Annotated in this window: 22 protein-coding genes; 2 read left to right on the forward strand and 20 right to left on the reverse strand. The window is 63.5% G+C overall.

From position 1 onward, the window contains the following. Positions 1 to 4 precede the first annotated feature (4 nt). From rplP to rpsL, 13 genes are all read right to left on the reverse strand, one after another. Complete coding sequence (gene rplP, locus EJ078_RS00605; RefSeq protein WP_027170364.1) at positions 5 to 418, reverse strand: 50S ribosomal protein L16; 414 nt, start codon at positions 416 to 418, stop codon at positions 5 to 7. 27 nt (positions 419 to 445) lie between these two features. Further along, entirely contained in the window at positions 446 to 1,168 is a 723-nt protein-coding gene (rpsC, locus tag EJ078_RS00610; RefSeq protein WP_066989596.1) for a 30S ribosomal protein S3, read from the reverse strand. After that, positions 1,168 to 1,557, reverse strand: coding sequence for a 50S ribosomal protein L22 (rplV, locus tag EJ078_RS00615; protein ID WP_066989594.1), 390 nt, complete (start codon positions 1,555 to 1,557; stop codon positions 1,168 to 1,170). Before rplV ends, rpsC begins: the two co-directional genes overlap by 1 nt. Positions 1,558 to 1,559: 2 nt before the next feature. Further along, complete coding sequence (rpsS, locus tag EJ078_RS00620) at positions 1,560 to 1,838, reverse strand: 30S ribosomal protein S19 (protein WP_006205463.1); 279 nt, start codon at positions 1,836 to 1,838, stop codon at positions 1,560 to 1,562. Between the two features lie 16 nt (positions 1,839 to 1,854). After that, complete coding sequence (gene rplB, locus EJ078_RS00625; RefSeq protein WP_040970375.1) at positions 1,855 to 2,688, reverse strand: 50S ribosomal protein L2; 834 nt, start codon at positions 2,686 to 2,688, stop codon at positions 1,855 to 1,857. A gap of 22 nt (positions 2,689 to 2,710) precedes the next feature. Next, a complete protein-coding gene (locus EJ078_RS00630; RefSeq protein ID WP_040983033.1) occupies positions 2,711 to 3,004 on the reverse strand; it encodes a 50S ribosomal protein L23 in 294 nt (97 codons plus the stop codon). Further along, a complete protein-coding gene (rplD, locus tag EJ078_RS00635; RefSeq protein ID WP_127217150.1) occupies positions 3,001 to 3,621 on the reverse strand; it encodes a 50S ribosomal protein L4 in 621 nt (206 codons plus the stop codon). Before rplD ends, EJ078_RS00630 begins: the two co-directional genes overlap by 4 nt. Next, positions 3,621 to 4,337 (reverse strand): 50S ribosomal protein L3, encoded by a 717-nt coding sequence (rplC, locus tag EJ078_RS00640; RefSeq protein WP_067321479.1) that lies wholly within the window; start codon positions 4,335 to 4,337, stop codon positions 3,621 to 3,623. The genes rplD and rplC overlap by 1 nt, the downstream gene beginning before the upstream one ends. Before the next feature lie 94 nt (positions 4,338 to 4,431). Further along, positions 4,432 to 4,740 carry a 30S ribosomal protein S10 gene (rpsJ, locus tag EJ078_RS00645; RefSeq protein ID WP_006205468.1) on the reverse strand — a complete coding sequence of 103 codons (309 nt, stop codon included), beginning with the start codon at positions 4,738 to 4,740 and terminating at the stop codon, positions 4,432 to 4,434. A 66-nt stretch (positions 4,741 to 4,806) separates the two neighbouring features. Further along, positions 4,807 to 5,982: an elongation factor Tu gene (tuf, locus tag EJ078_RS00650; RefSeq protein WP_066989565.1), complete on the reverse strand. Its 1,176-nt coding sequence runs from the start codon at positions 5,980 to 5,982 to the stop codon at positions 4,807 to 4,809. 100 nt (positions 5,983 to 6,082) lie between these two features. Next, positions 6,083 to 8,173 (reverse strand): elongation factor G, encoded by a 2,091-nt coding sequence (gene fusA / locus EJ078_RS00655; RefSeq protein ID WP_067321482.1) that lies wholly within the window; start codon positions 8,171 to 8,173, stop codon positions 6,083 to 6,085. 29 nt (positions 8,174 to 8,202) lie between these two features. Beyond that, the gene (rpsG, locus tag EJ078_RS00660; RefSeq protein ID WP_041003106.1) at positions 8,203 to 8,673 is read right to left on the reverse strand and encodes a 30S ribosomal protein S7; all 471 of its coding nucleotides are present in this window, start codon (positions 8,671 to 8,673) and stop codon (positions 8,203 to 8,205) included. 62 nt (positions 8,674 to 8,735) lie between these two features. Continuing rightward, a complete protein-coding gene (rpsL, locus tag EJ078_RS00665; protein ID WP_006202128.1) occupies positions 8,736 to 9,107 on the reverse strand; it encodes a 30S ribosomal protein S12 in 372 nt (123 codons plus the stop codon). A gap of 463 nt (positions 9,108 to 9,570) precedes the next feature. Between rpsL and EJ078_RS00670 the strand changes: the two genes are divergently transcribed. Both EJ078_RS00670 and EJ078_RS00675 read left to right on the forward strand, forming a co-directional pair. After that, positions 9,571 to 9,852, forward strand: a complete 282-nt coding sequence (locus EJ078_RS00670; RefSeq protein ID WP_066989908.1) for a transcriptional regulator — start codon at positions 9,571 to 9,573, stop codon at positions 9,850 to 9,852. A 98-nt stretch (positions 9,853 to 9,950) separates the two neighbouring features. Continuing rightward, entirely contained in the window at positions 9,951 to 10,880 is a 930-nt protein-coding gene (locus EJ078_RS00675; protein ID WP_127217324.1) for a Gfo/Idh/MocA family oxidoreductase, read from the forward strand. 25 nt (positions 10,881 to 10,905) lie between these two features. Here EJ078_RS00675 and EJ078_RS00680 read toward each other — a convergent pair whose 3' ends face one another. The 7 genes from EJ078_RS00680 to rplK all read right to left on the reverse strand — a co-directional run bounded on the left by EJ078_RS00680 (position 10,906) and on the right by rplK (position 22,894). Then, positions 10,906 to 11,571: an O-methyltransferase gene (locus EJ078_RS00680; RefSeq protein WP_127217323.1), complete on the reverse strand. Its 666-nt coding sequence runs from the start codon at positions 11,569 to 11,571 to the stop codon at positions 10,906 to 10,908. Positions 11,572 to 11,646: 75 nt separating this feature from the next. After that, positions 11,647 to 15,843, reverse strand: coding sequence for a DNA-directed RNA polymerase subunit beta' (rpoC, locus tag EJ078_RS00685; protein ID WP_066989905.1), 4,197 nt, complete (start codon positions 15,841 to 15,843; stop codon positions 11,647 to 11,649). A gap of 145 nt (positions 15,844 to 15,988) precedes the next feature. Then, positions 15,989 to 20,125, reverse strand: a complete 4,137-nt coding sequence (gene rpoB, locus EJ078_RS00690; protein ID WP_066989583.1) for a DNA-directed RNA polymerase subunit beta — start codon at positions 20,123 to 20,125, stop codon at positions 15,989 to 15,991. A 265-nt stretch (positions 20,126 to 20,390) separates the two neighbouring features. Beyond that, positions 20,391 to 20,771: a 50S ribosomal protein L7/L12 gene (gene rplL / locus EJ078_RS00695; protein WP_066989581.1), complete on the reverse strand. Its 381-nt coding sequence runs from the start codon at positions 20,769 to 20,771 to the stop codon at positions 20,391 to 20,393. A 54-nt stretch (positions 20,772 to 20,825) separates the two neighbouring features. Continuing rightward, complete coding sequence (gene rplJ, locus EJ078_RS00700) at positions 20,826 to 21,344, reverse strand: 50S ribosomal protein L10 (protein ID WP_041003118.1); 519 nt, start codon at positions 21,342 to 21,344, stop codon at positions 20,826 to 20,828. A gap of 418 nt (positions 21,345 to 21,762) precedes the next feature. Then, positions 21,763 to 22,461 carry a 50S ribosomal protein L1 gene (rplA, locus tag EJ078_RS00705; RefSeq protein WP_066989577.1) on the reverse strand — a complete coding sequence of 233 codons (699 nt, stop codon included), beginning with the start codon at positions 22,459 to 22,461 and terminating at the stop codon, positions 21,763 to 21,765. Positions 22,462 to 22,465: 4 nt separating this feature from the next. Next, positions 22,466 to 22,894, reverse strand: coding sequence for a 50S ribosomal protein L11 (gene rplK / locus EJ078_RS00710; protein WP_059189557.1), 429 nt, complete (start codon positions 22,892 to 22,894; stop codon positions 22,466 to 22,468). Positions 22,895 to 23,044 lie beyond the last annotated feature (150 nt).

Here is a 23,044-nt window from a genome sequence, read left to right on the forward strand (position 1 = left end):
GTCCTTATTCTGCGATGCGCTGCACGAAGCGCGTCTTGACCGAGAGCTTGGCGGCGCCGAGACGCAGCGCCTCACGCGCGGTTTCTTCGCTGACGCCGTCGATCTCGAACATGATGCGGCCAGGCTTGACGCGCGCCGCCCAGTAGTCGACGGCGCCCTTGCCCTTACCCATGCGCACTTCGGTCGGCTTCGAGGTGACCGGCAGATCCGGGAACACCCGGATCCAGACGCGGCCGGCGCGCTTCATCTCGCGGGTGATCGCGCGGCGCGCCGCCTCGATCTCGCGCGCGGTGACGCGGTTCGGCTCAAGCGCCTTCAGCCCGAAACCGCCGAAATCCAGATTGGTGCCGCCCTTGGCGGTACCGTGGATACGGCCCTTGAACTGCTTGCGGAACTTTGTGCGCTTTGGCTGCAGCATCGTTCTAACTCCAAATTCTCAAATTTCTCAGGCGTTCTCGCGACGGCGACCGCGCTCACGCTCGCCGGTCTGACCGCCGTGATCGCCTTCCGTGGCGCGACGCTCCGACGCCATCGGGTCGTGCTCGAGGATCTCGCCCTTGAACACCCACACCTTGACGCCGCAGATGCCATACGCCGTGTTCGCCTCGGCCGTGCCGTAGTCGACATCGGCGCGCAGCGTATGCAGCGGCACGCGGCCTTCGCGGTACCACTCCATGCGCGCGATTTCGGCGCCGCCGAGACGGCCGGAGCAGTTGATGCGGATGCCTTCGGCACCAAGACGCATGGCCGACTGAACGGCGCGCTTCATGGCGCGACGGAACGCGATGCGGCGCTCGAGCTGCTGGGCGATCGACTGGGCGATCAGCGTGGCGTCGATTTCCGGCTTGCGCACTTCAACGATGTTGAGGTGCGTCTCGGACTTCGTCATCTCCATCAGCTTCCTGCGGAGCTTCTCGATGTCGGCGCCCTTCTTGCCGATGATCAGGCCCGGACGCGCGGCATGGATGGTGACGCGGCACTTCTTGTGCGGACGCTCGATCACGACCTTGGAGATCGCGGCCTGCTTGAGTTCCTTCTCAAGATACTTACGGATCTTGATGTCCTCATGCAGCAGCTGACCGTATTCGCCGGTGTTCGCGAACCAGCGCGAATCCCAGGTGCGGTTAATGCCGAGACGCAGCCCGATCGGATTGACTTTCTGGCCCATTATGCGGCCTCCCCTTTTTCCTCGACTTCACGAACGACGATCGTGAGGTGCGAGAACGGCTTTTCGATACGGCTGGCGCGACCACGGCCACGCGCGTGGAAACGCTTCATGACGATCGACTTGCCGACATAGGCTTCCGATACGATCAGTGCGTCGACATCGAGGTCGTGGTTGTTTTCCGCGTTGGCGATCGCCGACTCCAGCGTCTTCTTGACCGTGCCGGAAATCCGCTTGGCCGAGAATTCGAGGTCGGAAAGCGCTGTCGCGACCTTCTTGCCGCGGATCAGCGCGGCAACCAGGTTCAGCTTCTGCGGGCTGATACGGATGGTGCGCAGAACGGCGCGCGCCTCGTTGTCAGCAAGCCTGCGCGGAGCTTTGGCCTTGCCCATGATTATTTCCTCTTCGCCTTCTTATCCGCGCCATGACCGTAATAGGTCCGGGTCGGAGCGAATTCACCGAACTTGTGGCCGACCATGTCCTCGTTCACGGAGACGGGAACGTGCTTCTGGCCGTTGTAGACACCGAAGGTGAAGCCGACGAACTGCGGCAGGATGGTGGAGCGACGGCTCCACATCTTGATCACCTCATTGCGACCGCCTTCACGAACCTTGTCCACCTTCTTGAGAAGGTAGCCGTCGATGAAGGGGCCTTTCCAAATCGAACGAGTCACTTGGCGTTACCTCTTCTTAGCTCTTGCGCTGATGGCGCGAGCGCACGATGAACTTGTCGGTCGCCTTATTGGACCGCGTCTTCTTGCCCTTGGTCGGCTTGCCCCAGGGCGAAACCGGGTGACGGCCACCCGAGGTGCGGCCTTCGCCACCACCGTGCGGATGATCGACCGGGTTCATGGCCACGCCGCGATTGTGCGGGCGCTTGCCGCGCCACACCGTGCGGCCGGCCTTGCCGTCATTGATGTTGCCGTGGTCGGGGTTCGACACGGCGCCGACGGTGGCCATGCAGGAGCCGTGCACGACGCGCTGCTCGCCCGAGTTGAGGCGCAGGATCGCCATGCCCTGGTCGCGGCCGACGAGCTGGGCGTAACCGCCGGCCGAACGGGCGACCTGGCCGCCCTTGCCCGGCTTCAGCTCAATATTGTGGACGATCGTGCCGACCGGCATCGAGGCCAGCGGCATCGCGTTGCCCGGCTTCACGTCGACCGCTTCGCCGGCCACGATCTTGTCGCCGGCAGCCAGACGCTGCGGCGCCAGGATGTAGGACAGCTCGCCGTCGTCATACTTGATCAGCGCGATGAAGGCGGTGCGGTTCGGATCGTATTCGATGCGCTCGACCGTGCCGACGACGTCGTACTTCTTACGCTTGAAGTCGATGATGCGGTACGAACGCTTGTGACCGCCGCCGATGAAGCGGGCCGTGATGCGGCCGTAATTATTGCGGCCGCCCGACTTGGTCAGGCCTTCGGTCAGGCCCTTGACGGGCTTGCCCTTGTAGAGGCCCGAGCGGTCGACGATGACCAGCTGACGGGTGCTCGGCGTTACCGGGTTGAATTTCTTGAGTGCCATTGTCCTGTCCTCGCGGCCTTGCTCAGAGACCCGTCGCGACGTCGATCGACTGGCCGTCGGCCAGCGTCACAACCGCCTTCTTGACGTCGCCCTGGCGGCCAACCGTGCCGCGGAAGCGCTTGATCTTGCCCTTACGGACGAGCGTGTTCACGGCCGTAACCTTGACCCCGAAGAGAGCTTCCACGGCGGCCTTGATTTCCGGCTTCGACGCCTTCTTGGCGACATTGAAGACGACCTGGTTCTGCTCGGAAGCCATGGTCGACTTTTCGGTGATCGCCGGCGAGACGATCACGTCGTAGTGACGGAGGTCGGTCATTTGAAGCGCTCCTCGAGAGCCTCGACGGCGGCCTTCGAAAGGACCAGCGTGCCGCGGCGCAGAATGTCGTAGACGTTGATGCCCTGGATCGGCAGCACGTCGATGTTGGGAATGTTGGTCGCCGCCAGCTTGAAGTTCTGGTCAAGCTCGGCGCCGCCGATCACCAGGGCGTTGGTGAGCCCGAGCGTCTCGAGGCTCGCAACCAGCGCCTTGGTCTTGGCTTCGGCGAGCTTCAGCTCGTCGACGATGATCAGCGAAGCGCTCTTGGCCTTGGCCGAGAGAGCGTGCTTCAAGCCCAGAGCGCGCACCTTCTTCGGCAGCTCGTGCTCGTGGCTGCGCACGACCGGGCCGTGCGCCTTGCCACCGCCGCGGAACTGCGGAGCGCGAGCCGAATGGTGACGGGCGCGGCCCGTACCCTTCTGCTTGTACATCTTGGCGCCGGTGCGCGCGATCTCGGCGCGGCCCTTGGCCTTGTGCGTGCCCTGCTGCTTCTTGGCCAGCTGCCAGCGCACGACGCGCTGCAGGATGTCCTCACGCGGGTCAAGGCCGAAGATCTCCTCGGAGAGCTGTACCTTGCCAGCGTCCTTGCCGCCGAGGGTTGTGATCTTGAGGTCCATTATTCCGCTCCCTCATTGGCCGGGGCATCGTTCTTGGCGGCAGCGGCACGGATCGCGGCTGGCTTCGGCGCGTTGGCCGGCAGCGCAACCTTGGCCGCGTCACGGACCAGGATCCAGGCGCCCTTCACCCCCGGGACGGCGCCGCGGATCAGGATCAGGCCGCGGTCGGCATCGGTCGAGACGACCTCGACATTCTGGGTGGTGACGCGAACGTCGCCCATGTGGCCGGCCATCTTCTTGCCCTTGAACACCTTGCCGGGGTCCTGGCGCTGTCCGGTCGAGCCGTGCGTGCGGTGCGAGACCGAGTTACCGTGCGTGGCACGGCCGCCACCCATGTTGTGCCGCTTGATCACGCCCTGAAAACCCTTGCCGGTCGAGGTGCCCGTCACGTCGACCTTCTGGCCGGCGACGAAGTGCTCGACGGTGAGCTCGGCGCCGACGTCGATCATGTTGTCGGCGGAGACGCGGAACTCGGCGAGCTTCGCCTTTGGCTCGACGGAGGCGGCAGCGAAATGGCCGCGCATCGCCTTCGACGTGTTCTTCACCTTGGCAAGGCCAACGCCGAGCTGGACGGCGGTGTAGCCGTTCTTCTCCTGCGTGCGCTGCGCCACGACCTGGCAGTTCTCCATCTGGAGAACGGTGACGGGAACGTGTTCCCCGGCATCGTTATAGATGCGGGTCATTCCCACCTTCTTTGCAATCACACCTGAACGCATCGGTTCAATTCCTTTAGAGTTCCCTGTCGGGGCTGACGCCCCTCCACGCCTCTTGCTTCCTTCAGAGTTCCGGGTCGCCCCGCCCTCTTGTTTCTTAGAGCTTGATCTCGACGTCGACACCGGCGGCCAGATCGAGCTTCATCAGAGCATCGACCGTCTGCGGGGTCGGATCGACGATGTCGAGCAGCCGCTTGTGGGTGCGCATCTCGAACTGCTCGCGGCTCTTCTTGTCGACGTGAGGCGACCGGTTGACCGTGAACTTTTCGATCCGCGTCGGCAGCGGAATGGGGCCGCGGACGTTGGCGCCGGTGCGCTTGGCGGTCGACACGATTTCGCGCGTCGAGGCGTCGAGCACCCGGTGGTCAAACGCCTTAAGGCGGATGCGGATATTCTGTCCGTTCATGCGTCAATTCCTTGTTCTGGCGCGGCGCGGGCAGCCCCGCGCCCGCGACAGATCCGTTTCGTCCAATTATTCTTTGATGGTGACGACGATGCCGGCACCGACGGTGCGGCCGCCTTCACGGATGGCGAAGCGCAGCTTCTCTTCCATCGCGATCGGCACGATCAGCTCGACATCGACGGTGATGTTGTCGCCGGGCATCACCATCTCGGTGCCGGCCGGCAGCGTCACGATGCCGGTCACGTCGGTGGTGCGGAAGTAGAACTGCGGACGGTAGTTGGTGAAGAACGGCGTGTGCCGGCCGCCCTCGTCCTTGGTCAGGATGTAGGCTTCGGCCACGAACTTCTTGTGCGGCTTCACCGAGCCCGGCTTGGCCAGAACCTGGCCACGCTCGACACCCTCGCGGTCGATGCCGCGCAACAGCGCGCCGATGTTGTCGCCGGCCTGGCCCTGGTCGAGCAGCTTGCGGAACATCTCGACGCCCGTGCAGGTGGTCTTGGCCGTCGGACGGATGCCGACGATCTCCAATTCCTCGCCGACCTTGACCACGCCGCGCTCGACGCGGCCGGTCACGACCGTGCCGCGGCCCGAGATCGAAAACACGTCCTCGATCGGCATCAGGAACGGCTTGTCCAGCGGACGGACCGGCGTCGGGATGTAGGCGTCGACCTGCGCCATCAGCTCGCGGATGGCGTCCTCGCCGATGGTCTTGTTCGAATCCTCAAGTGCTGCCAGCGCCGAACCCTTGACGATCGGAATGTCGTCGCCGGGGAACTCGTTCTTGGTCAACAGCTCGCGAACCTCGAGCTCGACCAGCTCGAGCAGCTCGGCGTCGTCGACCTGGTCGACCTTGTTAAGGAACACCACGATCGAGGGCACGCCGACCTGGCGGGCCAAAAGGATGTGCTCGCGGGTCTGCGGCATCGGGCCGTCGGCGGCCGAAACCACCAGGATCGCGCCGTCCATCTGGGCGGCGCCGGTGATCATGTTCTTGACATAGTCGGCATGGCCGGGGCAGTCGACATGGGCGTAGTGACGGTTGGCCGTCTCGTACTCGACATGCGCCGTCGAGATGGTGATGCCGCGCGCCTTCTCTTCCGGCGCCGCGTCGATCTGGTCATAGCGCTTGTATTCGCCAAAATACTTCGTGATCGCCGCCGTCAGCGACGTCTTGCCATGATCGACGTGGCCGATCGTGCCAATGTTCACATGCGGCTTGGTGCGCTCGAATTTACCTTTTGCCACTGTATTTCTCCGTCTTACTCATCCCGCTCGGGGAAATTGATATTCGCTCCAGCCGAACCGGAAACGCGTAAGAGCCGCGGTTCCGGTGGCACAGGCATTCTCACGCGTACTTTTTCTGGACTTCCTGGGCCACCGCCGTAGGGACCGGCTCATAGTGGTCGAACTGCATCGTGTACTGGGCGCGGCCCTGCGACATCGAACGCAGATTGTCGACGTACTTGAACATGTTGGCCAAAGGCACCATCGCGTTGATGACGACGGCCACGCCACGCGCTTCCTGGCCCTGGATCTGGCCGCGACGGCCGTTGAGGTCGCCGATAACGCCGCCGACATAGTCTTCCGGCGTCACGACCTCGACCTTCATGATCGGCTCCAGGAGCTGCACACCAAGCCGGGGTGCGGCTTCCTTGAAGCAGGCGCGGGAGGCAATTTCGAACGCCAGCACCGAGGAGTCGACGTCGTGGAAGGCACCGTCGATCAGCGTCGCCTTGACGCCGATCATCGGGAAGCCGGCAAACGGGCCGGAACCCATGACGCTCTGGATGCCCTTCTCGACGCCGGGGATGTATTCCTTCGGCACCGCGCCGCCGACGATCTTGGACTCGAACAGGAACTCTTCGCTCTCGGTGTTCGGCTCGAACACGATCTTGACGCGAGCGAACTGGCCGGTACCGCCCGTCTGCTTCTTGTGCGTGTAGTCCTGCTCATGGGTGCGGGTGATCGTCTCGCGATAGGCCACCTGCGGAGCGCCGACATTGGCTTCGACCTTGAACTCGCGGCGCATGCGGTCGACGATGATGTCGAGATGCAGCTCGCCCATGCCGGCGATGATGGTCTGACCGCTTTCCTCGTCGGTCTTGACGCGGAAGGACGGATCCTCTGCCGCCAGGCGATGCAGCGCGAGGCCCATCTTTTCCTGGTCGTTCTTGGTCTTCGGCTCGATGGCGATCTGGATGACCGGATCGGGGAATTCCATGCGCTCGAGGATGACCGGATGCAGTGGATCGCAGAGCGTGTCGCCGGTCGTCGTGTCCTTGAGGCCGGCCAGCGCGACGATGTCGCCGGCATAGGCTTCCTCGATATCGGCGCGCGAATTCGCATGCATCTGCAGCATGCGGCCGATGCGCTCCTTCTTGCCCTTCACGGTGTTGTCGAGCGAGGTGCCCTTGGTGAGCTTGCCCGAATAGATGCGAGCGAAGGTCAGCGAGCCGACGAACGGGTCGTTCATGATCTTGAACGCCAGCATCGACAGCGGCTCGTTGTCGTCGGCATGACGCTCGATCTCGGCGTCGGTCTTGGCGTCGACACCCTTGATGGCCGGCACGTCGATCGGCGACGGCAGGTATTCGACCACGGCGTCCAGCAGCGGCTGTACGCCCTTGTTCTTGAAGGCCGAGCCGCAGAACATGGGGAAGAACTTGACCGCGATCGTGCCCTTGCGGATCAGCGCGCGGATCTCGTCGTTCGACGGCATGTTGCCTTCGAGGTAATTCTCGAGCGCGGTCTCGTCCATCTCGACGGCGGCCTCGATCATCTTCTCGCGATACTGAGCGGCCTTGTCCTTGAGGTCGGCCGGGATTTCGACGACGTCCCAGGCAGCGCCCAGCGTCTCGTCGCGCCAGACAAGCGCGTTCATTTCGACGAGGTCGACGACGCCCTTGAACTCGGTCTCGGCGCCGATCGGCAGCTGCATGACGACGGCCTGCGCGCCGAGGCGCGAACCGATCATTTCCACCGAGCGGTAGAAGTCGGCGCCGATCTTGTCCATCTTGTTGCAGAAGATCATGCGCGGCACGTGGTACTTGTCGGCCTGGCGCCACACGGTCTCGGTCTGCGGCTCGACGCCGGCGTTGGCATCGAGCAGCGCGATGGCGCCGTCGAGCACGCGCAGCGAACGCTCGACCTCGATGGTGAAGTCGACGTGTCCGGGAGTGTCGATGATGTTGAAGCGGCGCATCTTGCCGTCACGACCCTTCCAGAAGGTCGTGGTCGCGGCAGAGGTGATGGTGATGCCGCGTTCCTGCTCCTGCTCCATCCAGTCCATGGTGGCAGCGCCGTCATGGACTTCGCCGATCTTGTGCGACTTGCCCGTGTAGTACAGGACGCGCTCGGTCGTCGTCGTCTTGCCGGCGTCGATATGCGCCATGATACCGAAATTGCGGTAGTCTTCGATTTTGTATTCGCGGGCCATGGGAGGTGCCTCTCAGTCTCGTTCGCGCTTTACCAGCGGTAGTGCGCGAAGGCGCGGTTGGCTTCCGCCATCTTGTGGGTGTCTTCACGCTTCTTGACGGCCGTGCCGCGGTTGTTGGCCGCGTCCATCAGCTCGCCCGAGAGGCGGTCGACCATCGTGGTCTCGTTGCGGTTACGTGCGGCGGCAATCAGCCAGCGGATGGCCAGCGCCTGGCGGCGCTCGGGGCGCACATCCACCGGAACCTGGTAGGTGGCGCCGCCGACGCGACGCGAACGCACTTCCACATGCGGCGCGACATTGTCGAGCGCCTGGTGGAAGACAGCGACTGGCTCCTGCTTGGTCTTGGCCTGGACCTGGTCCAGCGCGCCGTAGACGATGGTCTCGGCAACCGACTTCTTGCCGTCATACATGACGGCGTTCATGAACTTGGTGACGACCAGATCGCCGAACTTGGGGTCCGGATTGATCTCACGCTTTTCTGCACTGTGACGACGGGACATGGCTCTTGTCTCTCAATCTCGTGGCACGGCGCAGTCAAAAAAAGCGCCGAAGCCGGAAACCCTTACTTCGGACGCTTGGCACCGTATTTCGAACGGCGCTGCTTGCGGTTCTTCACACCCTGCGTGTCGAGCACGCCGCGGATGATGTGATAGCGGACGCCCGGCAGATCCTTGACGCGGCCGCCGCGGATCATGACCACCGAGTGCTCCTGAAGGTTATGGCCTTCGCCCGGGATGTAGCCGATCACTTCGAAACCATTGGTCAGACGGATCTTGGCCACCTTGCGCAGCGCCGAGTTCGGCTTCTTCGGCGTCGTCGTGTAGACGCGCGTGCAGACGCCCCGCTTCTGCGGGTTCTGCTGCATGGCCGGGACCTTGTTGCGCTTCACCGGCGCCAGGCGCGGCTTGCGGATCAGCTGGTTGACGGTAGGCATTAAACCCTCTTGTCTCTCAATTCCGTGTCTTGCCCTGTCAGGGCCGCTCAAAGCGTCATGTCCATACGCGAATTCGGGCAACACACCGCGCCTCGCGGTCCTGCCCGAACAAATTGCAGAGGAAGCGGAAGCCGCTTCATGCGCGCCGGAGATGTCTTTTCGCTCGTAAAACGAACCCTGTTTGAGGCAAACTCCAAGGCGCGTCGCCTCGGAAAAGCAAGTCTCACATCGGTTCTGACGTGGCGGCTTCTACTCGCAAGCCCCCTATCCGTCAACCCCGGAACGGCAAATATTGCGCCCGATCCGGAGCTTGGCAGCCATGCGGAAAACGCATGTAATTTTCTTGCGTCTTTTTTCAAGAGCGAGGAAGAAAGTGACCCGCTTTCGCCTGTCATCTCGGCCGGCTTCGTGCAAATAAGGCGGCATGAATGGCAAGACTCCACGCTTCCGGAGGAATCAGCCCGTGAACGACAACGAGGAGCGCCCGGTCACCATCATCACCGGCCGGGTGTGGCGGCGAAAAGGCGGCAAGCCGGAAGGCGTGCATGTGATGCTGGTCGCGCCCGACGATGATTCTGCCGTCCGCCGCGCGCTCGAATCGCTCGCCGCCGAAGGATTCGCCGAAGCCGAGCTCGACCAGATCGGCGACATGGAAGGCACCCCCGACGAAGAGCCGCATCTGTCCGCCTATCAGGGCGCGCTGGAGGGCGAAGTCTCGATCGTTACCTTCGACGAGCCGAGCTGATCCCGGACGGGAATCGCGAGATCACGATTTCGTCCAGGCTTGCCGGGCACCGTTGTCCTGCCTAAGAACACCTACTTCTTCCATCCCTCGGAGTCCCAATGACCAGCAACCCCATCAGGATCGGTATCGTCGGCGTGGGAAAGATCGTCCGCGACCAGCATCTTCCGGCACTGGCCAAGGACAGCAGTTATCGGCTTGCGGCCGCCGCCAGCCGCCACGGCAAGGTGGACGGCATCCCGAACTATCCGACGATCGAGGCGATGCTTAAGGCCGAGCCGGGCCTGGAAGCCGTCTCGCTCTGCATGCCGCCGCAGTTCCGCTATGACGCCGCGCGTACCGGGCTCGAGGCCGGAAAGCACGTCTTCATGGAGAAGCCGCCGGGCGCCACCGTCAGCGAGGTCGAGCACCTGAAGGCGATTGCCGCGAAGAAAGGCGTTTCGCTTTTCGCCAGCTGGCATTCGCGCTACGCGCCGGCGGTCGAGGCCGCGCGCGCCTTCCTGGCTTCGGCCAGAATCGACTCGGCGGCGATCAACTGGAAGGAAGACGTGCGCCGCTGGCACCCGAACCAGGAATGGATCTGGGCGCCGGGCGGTTTCGGCGTGTTCGATCCCGGCATCAACGCGCTATCGATCGCCACCCACATCCTGCCGCCGATGTTCATCACCTCGGCCGTGCTCGACTTCCCCGAGAACCGCGCCTCGCCGGTCGCGGCGCATGTCACCTTCCGCACCTCGAACGGGCTCCCGGTGACAATGGAGCTCGACTGGCTGCAGACCGGTCCGCAGAGCTGGGACATCCTGGCCGAGACCGACAAGGGCAAGATGGTGCTTTCGGGCGGCGGCGCAAAGCTCGCCGTCGACGGCAAGATCATCCATGACGAGCCGGAAGCCGAATATCCGATGCTCTACAAGCGTTTCGCCGAGATTGTCCGCGCCGGCATCTCCGACGTCGACCTGGCCCCGCTCCAGCACGTCGCCGACGCCTTCATGCTCGGCAAGCGCAATGTGGTCGAGCCTTTCTTCGATTAACAGCAAGCCCCGTGCAGCGCCGGCGTCAGTCCACGATCGCTATCGCAAAGCCGTCATAGCCCTTGGCGCCGACGGTCTGGATGGCGGTGCCGTCCAGCCGCTTCTCCTGCCCGATGAATGAGAGCGCCGCGCGGGCGCCGACGACGTTTTCGTCGCGGCCGTCGTCCTTCAGCACGGCGCCGTCGCGGATGACGTTGTCGCAGACTATCACCGTTCCGGAGCGCGACAGCCGCATGGCCCAGCTGAGATAATTCGGGTTGTTCGGCTTGTCGGCGTCGATGAAGATCAGGTCGAACGGACCGGCATTTTCGCTGACCAAGGCTGCTAGCGATTGAAGAGCTGGCCCGAGCCGCAGATCCACCTTGTCGGAAACCCCTGTCCGCTCGAAGTTCGAGCGCGCGACCTTGGCATGGTGCGGCTCAAGCTCCAGCGTCACTACTCTGCCATCGGCAGGCAGGCCCCTTGCCATCCAGATGGTCGAGTAACCACCGAGCGTGCCGATCTCGAGCACCTTCCTTGCGCCGCGAATTCGCACCAGAAGCGAAAGCAATTTGCCCTGTGCGGCCGAGACGTCGATCGCCGGCAGGCCCTGCTCGCGGTTGGCCGCAAGCACCGCGTCTAGCGCGGGATCCGCATCGAAAAGAGAGGAGACGATGTAGTCGTCGACAGCTGTCCAGGTCCTGGCGCTCATGGTTTTTCCTCGTTCATAACCCGAATGAAAAAGGGGCCACGCGGGCCCCTTTTCTTTCTCTCATTGCATCCGCGCTTACTGCGCGGCGTTGACCATGTTGGTCAGCATCGGCTCGGCGACCTCGACACCGGAGGCCTTGCGGCGCTCGTCGATGATGAGTTCGTCGCGCGAGGTGGCGATGCGCCTTATCTGGCTCATCGTGCCGCCCGTGCCCGCCGGGATGAGGCGGCCGACGATGACATTCTCCTTCAGACCCTGCAGCATGTCGGTCTTACCGGCGACCGCGGCTTCCGTCAGTACCCTGGTCGTCTCCTGGAAGGACGCGGCCGAGATGAAGGACGGCGTCTGCAGCGAGGCTTTGGTGATGCCGAGCAGCACCGGCTGACCTTCGGCCGGCTTCTTGCCGTCCTCGATCAACCGCTCGTTGACCTCTTCCAGCTCGATCACGTCGACGTGGTCGCCCGGAATGTAGGTCGAGTCGCCCTGCGTGGTGATCTCGACCTTCTGCAGCATCTGGCGAACGATCACCTCGATGTGCTTGTCGTTGATCGACACGCCCTGCAGGCGGTAGACCTCCTGGATCTCGTTGACGAGGTAGGACGCAAGCGCCTCCACGCCCTTGATCGCCAGGATGTCGTGCGGCGCCGGGTTGCCGTCGAGGATGTAGTCGCCCTTCTCGATGACGTCGCCGTCCTGCAGATGGAACGGCTTGCCCTTCGGGATCAGGTACTCGACCGGCTCCAGCGTCGAGTCGTGCGGCTCGATGATGATGCGGCGCTTGTTCTTGTAGTCGCGGCCGAAGCGGACCGTGCCATCGATCTCGGCGATGATGGCGTGATCCTTCGGACGGCGAGCCTCGAACAGTTCGGCCACCCGCGGCAGACCGCCGGTGATGTCCTTGGTCTTGGCGCTTTCCATCGGGATACGCGCAAGCACGTCGCCCGGACGGACATGCGCGCCCGGCTCGACCGAGAGAATGGCCTCGACCGAGAGCAGGAAGCGTGCATCGCCGCCCTTCGACAGCTTGCCCACCTTGCCCTTGGCGTCCTGCACGACGATCGCCGGCTTCAGGTCGCTGCCGCGCGGCGTCGAACGCCAATCGATGACCTCACGCTTGGTGATGCCGGTCGACTCGTCGGCGGTCTCCTGGACGGAGATGCCGTCGACCAGATCCTCGAACGCCACCTTGCCCTCGATTTCGGTGAGGATCGGGCGGGTGTAAGGATCCCACTCGGCGATGCGCTGCCCGCGCTTCACCTTGTCGCCGTCATCCACGAAGATGCGCGAGCCATAGGCGACGCGGTGCGTGGCGCGTTCCTTGCCGGCCTCGTCGAGGATCAGAACCGCCATGTTGCGGCCCATCACCATCTGCTGACCTTCGGAGTTGCGCACCACGTTGCGATTGCGGATCTCGACCTTGCCCTCATAGGAGGCTTCGAGGAACGAAGAATCCACCACCTGCGCGGTGCCGCCCATGTGGAAGGTGCGCATGGTGAGCTGGGTGCCCGGCTCGCCGATCGACTGCGCCGCGATGACGCCGACGGCCTCGCCCTGGTTGACGGGCGTGCCGCGGGCAAGATCGCGACCGTAGCAGACCGCGCAGACGCCGGTCCTGACCTCGCAGGTCAGCGCCGAGCGGATGCGGACCGACTGGACGCCGGCCTTCTCGATCTGCTCCACGTCACGCTCGTCCATCAGCTTGCCGGCCTTGACCAGCACTTCGCCGGAGACCGGGTGGTTGATGTCGTCGAGCGCCGTGCGGCCGAGCACGCGCTGACCGACCGAGGCGACGATCTGGCCGGCATCGACGATCGGCTGCATGGTGAGGCCCTTGTCGGTGCCGCAATCCAGCGAATTGACGATGCAGTCCTGCGCCACGTCGACCAGACGGCGGGTCAGGTACCCCGAGTTCGCCGTCTTCAAGGCGGTGTCGGCCAGACCCTTGCGGGCGCCGTGGGTCGAGTTGAAGTACTCGAGCACGGTGAGGCCTTCCTTGAAGTTCGAGATGATCGGCGTCTCGATGATCTCGCCCGAAGGCTTGGCCATCAGGCCGCGCATGCCGGCGAGCTGGCGCATCTGGGTGGGCGAACCGCGCGCACCCGAATGCGACATCATATAGATCGAGTTCATCGGCTTCTGACGGCCGTTTTCCTCGAACTCGACCGCCTTGATGCGGGCCATCATCTCGTCGGCGACCTTCTCCGAGCACTTGGCCCAGGCGTCGACCACCTTGTTGTACTTCTCGCCCTGCGTGATCAGGCCGTCATTGTACTGCTGCTCGTACTCCTTGGCCAAAGCCTCGGTATCGGAGACCAGCTTCAGCTTGGTGTCCGGAATCACCATGTCGTCCTTGCCGAACGAAATGCCGGCGCGGCAGGCATGCGCAAAGCCGAGAGCCATGATGCGGTCGCAGAAGATGACCGTCTCCTTCTGCCCGCAGTGGCGGTAGACGGTGTCGATCATCTTGGAGATGTTCTTCTTGGTCATCTCCTGGTTGGCGATGTCGTACGGTACGTTGACGTTCTTCGGCAGAAGCTCGCCGATGATCATGCGGCCGGGCGTGGTTTCATAGATCTTCGACACCGTCTTGCCTTCGGCATCGACGGTGCGGAAGCGGCCCTTGATCTTGGCGTGCAGGGTCACCGCCTTGGTCTCCAGCGCATGCTGGAGCTCGCCCATGTCGGCGAACACCATGCCTTCGCCCGGCTCGTTCTGGTTGACGATCGACAGATAGTAGAGACCGAGAACCATGTCCTGCGACGGCACGATGATCGGCGCGCCGGAGGCCGGGTGCAGGATGTTGTTGGTCGACATCATCAGCACGCGCGCTTCGAGCTGCGCTTCCAGGGACAGCGGCACATGGACCGCCATCTGGTCGCCGTCGAAGTCGGCATTGAAGGCCGTGCAGACCAGCGGATGCAGCTGGATCGCCTTGCCTTCGATCAGGATCGGCTCGAACGCCTGGATGCCGAGGCGGTGCAGCGTCGGCGCGCGGTTCAAGAGCACCGGATGCTCGCGGATAACCTCGTCGAGGATATCCCAGACCTCCGGACGCTCCTTCTCGACCAGCTTCTTCGCCTGCTTGACGGTCGAGGAGAAACCCTTGGCGTCGAGGCGGGCGTAGATGAAAGGCTTGAACAGCTCCAGCGCCATCTTCTTCGGCAGGCCGCACTGATGCAGCTTGAGTTCCGGACCGGTCACGATGACCGAGCGGCCGGAATAGTCGACACGCTTGCCGAGCAGGTTCTGGCGGAACCGGCCCTGCTTGCCCTTGAGCATGTCGGATAGCGACTTCAGCGGACGCTTGTTGGCGCCGGTGATGACGCGCCCGCGGCGGCCGTTGTCGAACAGCGCGTCGACGGCCTCCTGCAGCATGCGCTTTTCATTGCGCACGATGATGCCGGGCGCGCGCAGCTCGATCAGCCGCTTCAAGCGATTGTTGCGGTTGATGACGCGGCGATAGAGGTCGTTGAGGTCGGACGTGGCGAAGCGGCCGCCGTCCAGCGGGACCAGCGGGCGCAGGTCCGGCGGGATCACCGGAACGACCTTCATGATCATCCATTCCGGACGGTTGCCGGATTCCATGAAGTTCTCGACGACCTTGAGCCGCTTCAGAAGCTTCTTCTGCTTGAGCTCGGACGAGGTCGAAGCCAGCTCCGAGCGCAGGTCGCCGGCGATCTTCTCCAGATCCATGCCGGCCAACAGGTCATGGATGGCCTCGGCGCCGATCATGGCGGTGAAAGAGTCTTCGCCATACTCGTCGACGGCCAGCATGTACTCTTCCTCGCTGAGCAGTTGGTGCTCCTTCAGCGCGGTGAGGCCAGGCTCGGTGACGATGTAGTTCTCGAAGTAGAGGACGCGCTCGATATCCTTCAGCGTCATGTCGAGCAGCGTGCCGATGCGCGAAGGCAGCGACTTCAGGAACCAGATATGGGCGACGGGCGCGGCGAGCTCGATATGGCCCATGCGCTCGCGGCGGACGCGCGACAGCGTGACTTCGACGCCGCACTTCTCGCAGATAACGCCCTTGTACTTCATGCGCTTGTACTTGCCGCACAGGCACTCGTAGTCCTTGATCGGACCAAAAATGCGCGCGCAGAACAGACCGTCACGCTCCGGCTTGAAGGTGCGGTAGTTGATCGTCTCCGGCTTTTTGATCTCACCGAACGACCAGGACAGAATCTTCTCAGGGCTGGCGAGCGAGATCCGGATGGAATCGAACACCTGCGCAGGCGCCTGGGGGTTGAAGAGATTCATGACCTCTTGGTTCATGCCGTTCTCCTTTTCGGGGTCCTCGAAAACCCCTTGCATCGAGCGCGGGCCGAGTGCCCGCAGACTGGCCGGCCTGACCGGCCGAGAATTTGTTGGGCGCGCCACGTTGTTCGCGGCGCGCCATTACCCTTGTTCGGCCGCGCCCTTATTCGGCAGCATCGGGCAGCCGCACGGCAGCGTCTTCGAACTTGGTGTTCTCCAGTTCGACATTGAGGCCGAGGGAGCGCATCTCCTTGACGAGAACGTTGAAGCTCTCGGGAATGCCGGCTTCGAACGTATCGTCGCCGCGCACGATTGCCTCGTAGACCTTGGTGCGTCCGGCAACGTCATCCGACTTCACCGTCAGCATCTCCTGCAGCGTATAAGCGGCGCCGTAGGCTTCCAGCGCCCAGACCTCCATTTCGCCGAAGCGCTGGCCGCCGAACTGCGCCTTGCCGCCCAGCGGCTGCTGGGTGACGAGCGAGTACGGACCGATCGAGCGCGCGTGGATCTTGTCGTCCACCAGGTGGTGAAGCTTGAGCATATAGATGTAGCCCATCGTCACCTTGCGATCGAACGGCTCGCCGGTGCGGCCGTCATAAAGCTGCGACTGACCGCTGGTGTGCAGGCCCGCCTGCTGCAGCATGGTGTTGATGTCGGCTTCGTGCGCGCCGTCGAACACCGGAGTCGCGATGGAGACGCCGCGGCGCATCTGTTCGCTCAGGCGAATGATGCTCTCGTCGTCATAGTCGCGGACCGGCTCGTTGCGGTCGTTGGAAGGCATGAAGCTTTCCAGCGTCTTGCGCAGCGGCTTGATGTCGCCGCCAGCCTTGTAGGCGTCGATCAGCTCGCCGATCTTCCTGCCCATGCCGGCGCAGGCCCAGCCCAGATGCGTTTCCAGGATCTGGCCGACATTCATGCGGCTCGGCACACCCAGCGGGTTGAGCACGATATCGGCATGCGTGCCGTCCTCGAGGAAAGGCATGTCCTCGACCGGAACGATGCGCGACACCACGCCCTTGTTGCCGTGACGGCCGGCCATCTTGTCGCCCGGCTGCATCTTGCGCTTCACCGCCACGAAGACCTTGACCATCTTCATGACGCCCGGAGGCATCTCGTCGCCGCGCTGCACCTTCTCGACCTTGTCCATGAAGCGCTGCTCGAGCGCCTTCTTGGAGTCGTCGTACTGGCCGCGCAGGGCTTCCAGCTCGCTCTGCAGCTTTTCGTTCTCCACGGCGAACTGCCACCACTGCGAGCGCGGATACTCGTCGAGCGTGTCCTTCGACAGCTTCGAGCCCTTCTTGAAGCCCTTCGGCCCGGCAATCGCTTCCTTGCCGACCAGCATGTCCGACAGGCGCGAATAGACGTTGCGATCGAGGATCGCCTGCTCGTCGTCGCGGTCCTTGGCCAGACGCTCGATCTCCTCGCGCTCGATCGCCATGGCGCGCTCGTCCTTCTCCACGCCGTGGCGGTTGAAGACGCGCACTTCGACGACCGTGCCGAAGGTGCCCGGAGGCATGCGCATGGAGGTGTCGCGAACGTCCGAGGCCTTTTCGCCGAAGATGGCGCGCAGGAGCTTCTCTTCCGGCGTCATCGGGCTTTCGCCCTTCGGCGTGATCTTGCCGACCAGGATGTCGCCCGGCTGCACTTCCGCGCCGATATAGACGATGCCGGCCTCGTCGAGGTTCTTCAGCGCTTCCTCCGAGACGTTCGGAATGTCGCGCGTGATCTCCTCCGGTCCGAGCTTGGTGTCGCGGGCCATGACCTCGAACTCCTCGATGTGGATCGAGGTGAAGACGTCGTCGGCCACGATGCGCTCGGAGAGCAGGATCGAGTCCTCGTAGTTGTAGCCGTTCCACGGCATGAACGCGACCAGCACGTTGCGGCCGAGCGCCAGATCGCCGAGCTCGGTCGAAGGACCGTCGGCGATGATGTCGCCCTTGTTCACCCGGTCGCCGACACGCACCAGCGGACGCTGGTTGATGCAGGTATTCTGGTTCGAACGCTGGAACTTCATCAGCCGGTAGATGTCGACGCCGGACTTGCCCGGGTCGAGATCTTCGGTGGCGCGGATAACGATACGGGTGGCGTCCACCTGGTCGACCACGCCGCCGCGGCGGGCGCCGATGGCGGCGCCTGAGTCACGGGCGACGACCGGCTCCATGCCGGTGCCGACGAACGGCGCCTCGGCGCGCACCAGTGGCACGGCCTGACGCTGCATGTTCGAGCCCATCAGCGCGCGGTTGGCGTCGTCGTTCTCGAGGAACGGGATGAGGGCCGCGGCCACCGACACCATCTGCTTCGGCGACACGTCCATCAGGTCGACGTTCTCGCGCGGCGCCATCATCACCTCGCCGGCGTTGCGGCAGATGACGAACTCGTCGACGAAGCTGCCGTTCTTGTCGAGCTCGGCGTTGGCCTGCGCGACGTGGTGCTTGGCCTCTTCCATCGCCGACAGATAGACGACTTCATTGGTCAGCTTGCCGTTGACGATCTTGCGGTACGGGCTCTCGATGAAGCCGTACTTGTTGACACGCGCGAAGGTGGCGAGCGAGTTGATCAGACCGATATTCGGGCCTTCCGGCGTCTCGATCGGGCAGATACGGCCGTAGTGCGTCGGATGCACGTCGCGCACCTCGAAGCCGGCACGCTCGCGGGTCAGACCGCCCGGTCCAAGCGCCGACAGGCGACGCTTGTGGGTGATCTCCGACAGCGGGTTGGTCTGGTCCATGAACTGCGACAGCTGCGAGGAGCCGAAGAACTCGCGCACGGCGGCGGCCGCCGGCTTGGCGTTGATCAGGTCCTGCGGCATGACCGTGTCGATCTCGATCGAGGACATACGCTCCTTGATCGCGCGCTCCATGCGCAGCAGACCGACGCGGTACTGGTTCTCCATCAGCTCGCCGACCGAGCGGACGCGGCGGTTGCCGAGATTGTCGATGTCGTCGATCTCGCCCTTGCCGTCGCGCAGCTCGACCAGCGTCTTGACCACGGCCAGGATGTCTTCCTTGCGCAGCACGCGCACGGTGTCCTCGGCCTTGAGCTCGAGGCGCATGTTCATCTTGACGCGGCCGACAGCCGACAGGTCATAGCGCTCGCTGTCGAAGAACAGCGAGTTGAACATGGCTTCGGCGGTCTCGAGCGTCGGCGGCTCGCCCGGACGCATGACGCGGTAGATGTCGAACAGCGCGTCCTGGCGGCTCTCGTTCTTGTCGACGGCGAGCGTGTTGCGGATGTAGGCGCCGACATTGACGTGGTCGATGTCGAGGATCTGGATCTCGTCCTCGCCGGTGCCGAGCAGCACCTTCAGCGTCTTCTCGTCGATCTCGTCGCCGGCCTCGAGGAAGATCTCGCCGGTGGCGTAGTTGACAATGTCCTCGGCCAGGTAGTTGCCGAGCAGGTCCTCGTCGGTCGCCTTGATCGCCTTGAGACCCTTTTCGCCGAGCTGGCGGGCCTGGCGGGCGGTGATCTTCTTGCCGGCCTCGACGACGATCTCGCCCGTGTCGGCGTCGACCAGGTCGCCGACAGCCTTGAGGCCGCGGAAGCGCTCGACATTGAACGGGATGCGCCAGTGGTCGCCGGCACGCTTGTAGGTGATCTTGTTGTAGAAGGTCGACAGGATCTCTTCGCCGTCCATGCCGAGCGCCATCAGCAGCGACGTCACCGGAATCTTGCGGCGGCGGTCGATGCGGGCGTGGACCACGTCCTTGGAATCGAACTCGATGTCGAGCCACGAGCCGCGATAGGGGATGACGCGCGCGGCAAACAGAAGCTTGCCCGACGAGTGCGACTTGCCCTTGTCGTGGTCGAAGAAGACGCCCGGCGAACGGTGCATCTGCGAGACGATGACGCGCTCGGTGCCGTTGACGATGAAGGTGCCGTTCGACGTCATGAGCGGCATGTCGCCCATATAGACGTCCTGCTCCTTGATATCCTTGATCGACTTCGCGCCGGTATCCTCATCGATGTCGAACACGATGAGGCGCAGCGTCACCTTCAGCGGCGCAGCATAGGTCAGGTCGCGCTGACGGCATTCGTCGACGTCGAATTTCGGTCCTTCGAACTCATACTTCACGAATTCCAGCATCGAGGAGCCGGAAAAATCGGAGATCGGGAAGACCGACTTGAAAACAGCCTGCAGCCCCTCGTCCGGACGCCCGCCCTTGGGCTCGTCCACCATCAGGAACTGGTCATAGGATGCCTTCTGAACCTCGATTAGGTTCGGCATCTCCGCAACTTCCGGGATCTTCCCGAAGAACTTGCGTACGCGTCTGCGGCCATTGAAAGTCTGGGTCTGGGCCATCGTCGCTCCTTAGCTCAAAACTCGGGGCGAACCTCGCCGCGGTTCGCCTTGCACCAATGGGCCGCTCGCCGGCCGCCCCTGTCAGTTTTCCGGCCGCCCTTCCAATTGCTTGGCGGCTGCCGGTAAAAACGGGAGAAAACCCGTTTCCTGAAGGCCGCTTCCGGCCCTCAGGAAAGAGGTTTTCAAACGTCTCGCGCAACGAAGCCTCCCTTTCATCAAGGGAGGGGGCGGCCGGCGCGAGGCCGTCCGCCCTCAACCATAAGGCTTACTTCAGCTCGACCTTGGCGCCAGCTGCTTCCAGCTGAGCCTTGAACTTGTCGGCATCGGCCTTGGAAACGCCTTCCTTGACCGGCTTCGGAGCGGCCTCGACGAGGTCCTTGGCTTCCTTGAGGCCAAGGCCGGTGATGGCGCGGACTTCCTTAATGACGTTGATCTTCTGGGCGCCGGCGTCGGCGAGAACGACGTCGAATTCCGTCTTCTCTTCAGCCGGAGCAGCAGCAGCGGCAGCGCCACCGCCAGCAGCGGCAACCGCCACCGGAGCAGCAGCCGAAACGCCCCACTTCTCTTCCAGGAGCTTCGACAGCTCGGCCGCCTCGAGGACGGTCAGCTTCGAAAGGTCGTCTACGATCTTCGCGAGATCAGCCATTTTGATATTCCTTTAGTTGGTTCGAACGTGTGTTGTTGACAGCGAGGAACGGCCTCATGCCGCCTCGTCCTTCCGGGCGTAAGCGCCGATGACGCGCGCGACCGAAGCCGCGGGCGCATTGACGATCTGGGCGATCCGGGTAGCCGGCGTGGCGATCATGCCAACCAGCTTGGCGCGCAGCTCGTCGAGCGACGGCATCGTGGCGAGCGCCTTGACACCATCGGCGTTGAGCGAGGTCGAGCCCATCGCGCCGCCGAGAATGATCAGCTTGTCATTCCCCTTGGCGAAATCGGACGTGACCTTCGGCGCCGCAACCGGATCCTCCGAATAAGCGACCAGCGTCTGTCCCTTGAACAGATCGACGATCGATGCGGAGTCCGTGCCCTGAAGAGCGATCTTGGCGAGACGGTTCTTCGCGACTTTGACGGTGCCGCCGGCGGCGCGCATCTTCGACCGGAGGTCGTTCATTTGCGCCACGGTGATACCGGCGTAGTGGGCCACGACGACTGAACCCGCGCTCGAGAACGCTTCGTTCAGGCCCGTGACGAGTTCGCGCTTTTCCGCTCTGTCCACTGCCTATCTCCAGTTGACCCCTGCCTCTTCTCGAGGTCAGAAGTCGGGTTGCCTTTTGCCGGCCGGGCCATCCTAATCGTGGATCTCCCGAACGGCGCTCGAGGATCCTGCCCCCTTTTCGCCCACCGACGGCAAGCCGGCGATGTGCTGACAAAAGGCAAACACGGTTCGAACCTTTCATTGGAGCTTGTCGCTCCTTTGTCGGGTCTTCACCCGTCTCATGCAGGCCCAAGTGAATTAAGGCTTTTGGGCCGCCTGCAATCTCGGACAGGATATCCGGAACCTTTCGGCTTCCGGGGTACCGGGCCGCCGACGGATCGGCGGTCCGGAATTCTTCTTTGTTGGAGCATGATCTTTTCCGAAATCCACTTTTCGGGATCATGCTCTAGCGACCGGCCTGAAGCCGGCCAGACGACGCTTACGACGCGGCGAGCGTCGCGATGTCGAGCTTGAGGCCGGGACCCATCGTCGAGGTGACCGACACCTTCTTGACGTAGTTGCCCTTGGCGCCGGCGGGCTTGGCCTTGTTCACCGCATCGGCGAAGGCCCGCACATTCTCTTCCAGCGCCTTGACGTCGAACGAGACCTTGCCGACGCCGGCCTGGACGATGCCGGCCTTCTCGACGCGGAACTCGACGGCGCCGCCCTTCGAGGCCTTGACGGCGGCCGCGACATCGGGGGTCACGGTGCCGACCTTCGGGTTCGGCATCATGCCGCGCGGGCCGAGCACCTTACCCAGACGGCCGACCAGCGGCATCATGTCCGGAGTAGCGATGCAGCGATCGAAATCGATCGTGCCCTTCTGGACGATATCGACGAGGTCCTCGGCACCAACGATATCGGCGCCGGCGGCCTTGGCTTCTTCGGCCTTGTCGCCGCGCGCGAACACGGCGACGCGCACCGACCGGCCAGTGCCGTTCGGCAGGTTGACAACGCCGCGGACCATCTGGTCGGCATGGCGCGGATCGACGCCGAGATTCATCGCGACCTCGACCGTCTCGTCGAACTTCACCGTGGACCGGTCCTTCAGCAGCTGCAGCGCCTCAGAGAGCGCATAGGCCTTGTTCGGGTCGATGCCTTCACGGCTCTTGGCAACACGCTTTGCAATCTTTGCCATGATCTTAGCCCACCACTTCCAGGCCCATCGAGCGGGCGGAGCCCTCGACCATTCGCATGGCCGCTTCGACGTCGTTTGCGTTCAGGTCCTTCATCTTCTGCTCGGCGATCTGGCGCACCTTGTCGCGCGAGATCGTGCCGGCCTTGACCTTGCCCGGTTCCTTCGAACCAGACTTCAGGTTGGCGGCCTTCTTCAGGAAGTAGCTCACCGGCGGCGTCTTCATGACGAAGGTGAACGACTTGTCCTGGTAGTAGGTGATGACGACCGGGATGGGCGAGCCCTTCTCCAGCTCCTGGGTCTGCGCGTTGAACGCCTTGCAGAACTCCATGATGTTGATGCCGCGCTGACCAAGCGCCGGGCCGATCGGGGGCGACGGCGTGGCCGAGCCCGCGGCAACCTGGAGCTTGAGCTGGCCTGCAACTTTCTTAGCCATCTCTATTCCTGCCTTTTCTCATGCCGGGAAAACCGGCGGTTGCAGTCTGGTGGTGCGGTTCCAGCGGCCGGCTAAGCCGCATTCGCCTCCCACCCGCTCATGGCAGCGCCATTCCTTCGCGCCGCCGATCCCTTCGCCTCTCGGACGGGG

The sequence above is a fragment of the Mesorhizobium sp. M1A.F.Ca.IN.022.06.1.1 genome (genome assembly GCF_003952605.1).
GTDB lineage: Bacteria > Pseudomonadota > Alphaproteobacteria > Rhizobiales > Rhizobiaceae > Mesorhizobium.

Bases quoted from the DNA above. Each gene is read 5' to 3' on its own strand.
- rpsG (WP_041003106.1), bottom strand. From the start codon at position 8,673: ATGTCCCGTCGTCACAGTGCAGAAAAGCGTGAGATCAATCCGGACCCC.
- rplL (WP_066989581.1), bottom strand. From the start codon at position 20,771: ATGGCTGATCTCGCGAAGATCGTAGACGACCTTTCGAAGCTGACCGTC.
- rpoC (WP_066989905.1), bottom strand. From the start codon at position 15,843: ATGAACCAAGAGGTCATGAATCTCTTCAACCCCCAGGCGCCTGCGCAG.
- rplC (WP_067321479.1), bottom strand. From the start codon at position 4,337: ATGCGTTCAGGTGTGATTGCAAAGAAGGTGGGAATGACCCGCATCTAT.
- rpoB (WP_066989583.1), bottom strand. From the start codon at position 20,125: ATGGCCCAGACCCAGACTTTCAATGGCCGCAGACGCGTACGCAAGTTC.
- EJ078_RS00675 (WP_127217324.1), top strand. From the start codon at position 9,951: ATGACCAGCAACCCCATCAGGATCGGTATCGTCGGCGTGGGAAAGATC.
- rplV (WP_066989594.1), bottom strand. From the start codon at position 1,557: ATGGGCAAGGCCAAAGCTCCGCGCAGGCTTGCTGACAACGAGGCGCGC.
- rplK (WP_059189557.1), bottom strand. From the start codon at position 22,894: ATGGCTAAGAAAGTTGCAGGCCAGCTCAAGCTCCAGGTTGCCGCGGGC.
- rplA (WP_066989577.1), bottom strand. From the start codon at position 22,461: ATGGCAAAGATTGCAAAGCGTGTTGCCAAGAGCCGTGAAGGCATCGAC.
- EJ078_RS00680 (WP_127217323.1), bottom strand. From the start codon at position 11,571: ATGAGCGCCAGGACCTGGACAGCTGTCGACGACTACATCGTCTCCTCT.
- rplB (WP_040970375.1), bottom strand. From the start codon at position 2,688: ATGGCACTCAAGAAATTCAACCCGGTAACGCCGAGCACCCGTCAGCTG.
- EJ078_RS00630 (WP_040983033.1), bottom strand. From the start codon at position 3,004: ATGACCGACCTCCGTCACTACGACGTGATCGTCTCGCCGGCGATCACC.
- rplP (WP_027170364.1), bottom strand. From the start codon at position 418: ATGCTGCAGCCAAAGCGCACAAAGTTCCGCAAGCAGTTCAAGGGCCGT.
- rpsJ (WP_006205468.1), bottom strand. From the start codon at position 4,740: ATGAACGGACAGAATATCCGCATCCGCCTTAAGGCGTTTGACCACCGG.
- rpsC (WP_066989596.1), bottom strand. From the start codon at position 1,168: ATGGGCCAGAAAGTCAATCCGATCGGGCTGCGTCTCGGCATTAACCGC.
- rplD (WP_127217150.1), bottom strand. From the start codon at position 3,621: ATGGACCTCAAGATCACAACCCTCGGCGGCAAGGACGCTGGCAAGGTA.
- rpsL (WP_006202128.1), bottom strand. From the start codon at position 9,107: ATGCCTACCGTCAACCAGCTGATCCGCAAGCCGCGCCTGGCGCCGGTG.
- fusA (WP_067321482.1), bottom strand. From the start codon at position 8,173: ATGGCCCGCGAATACAAAATCGAAGACTACCGCAATTTCGGTATCATG.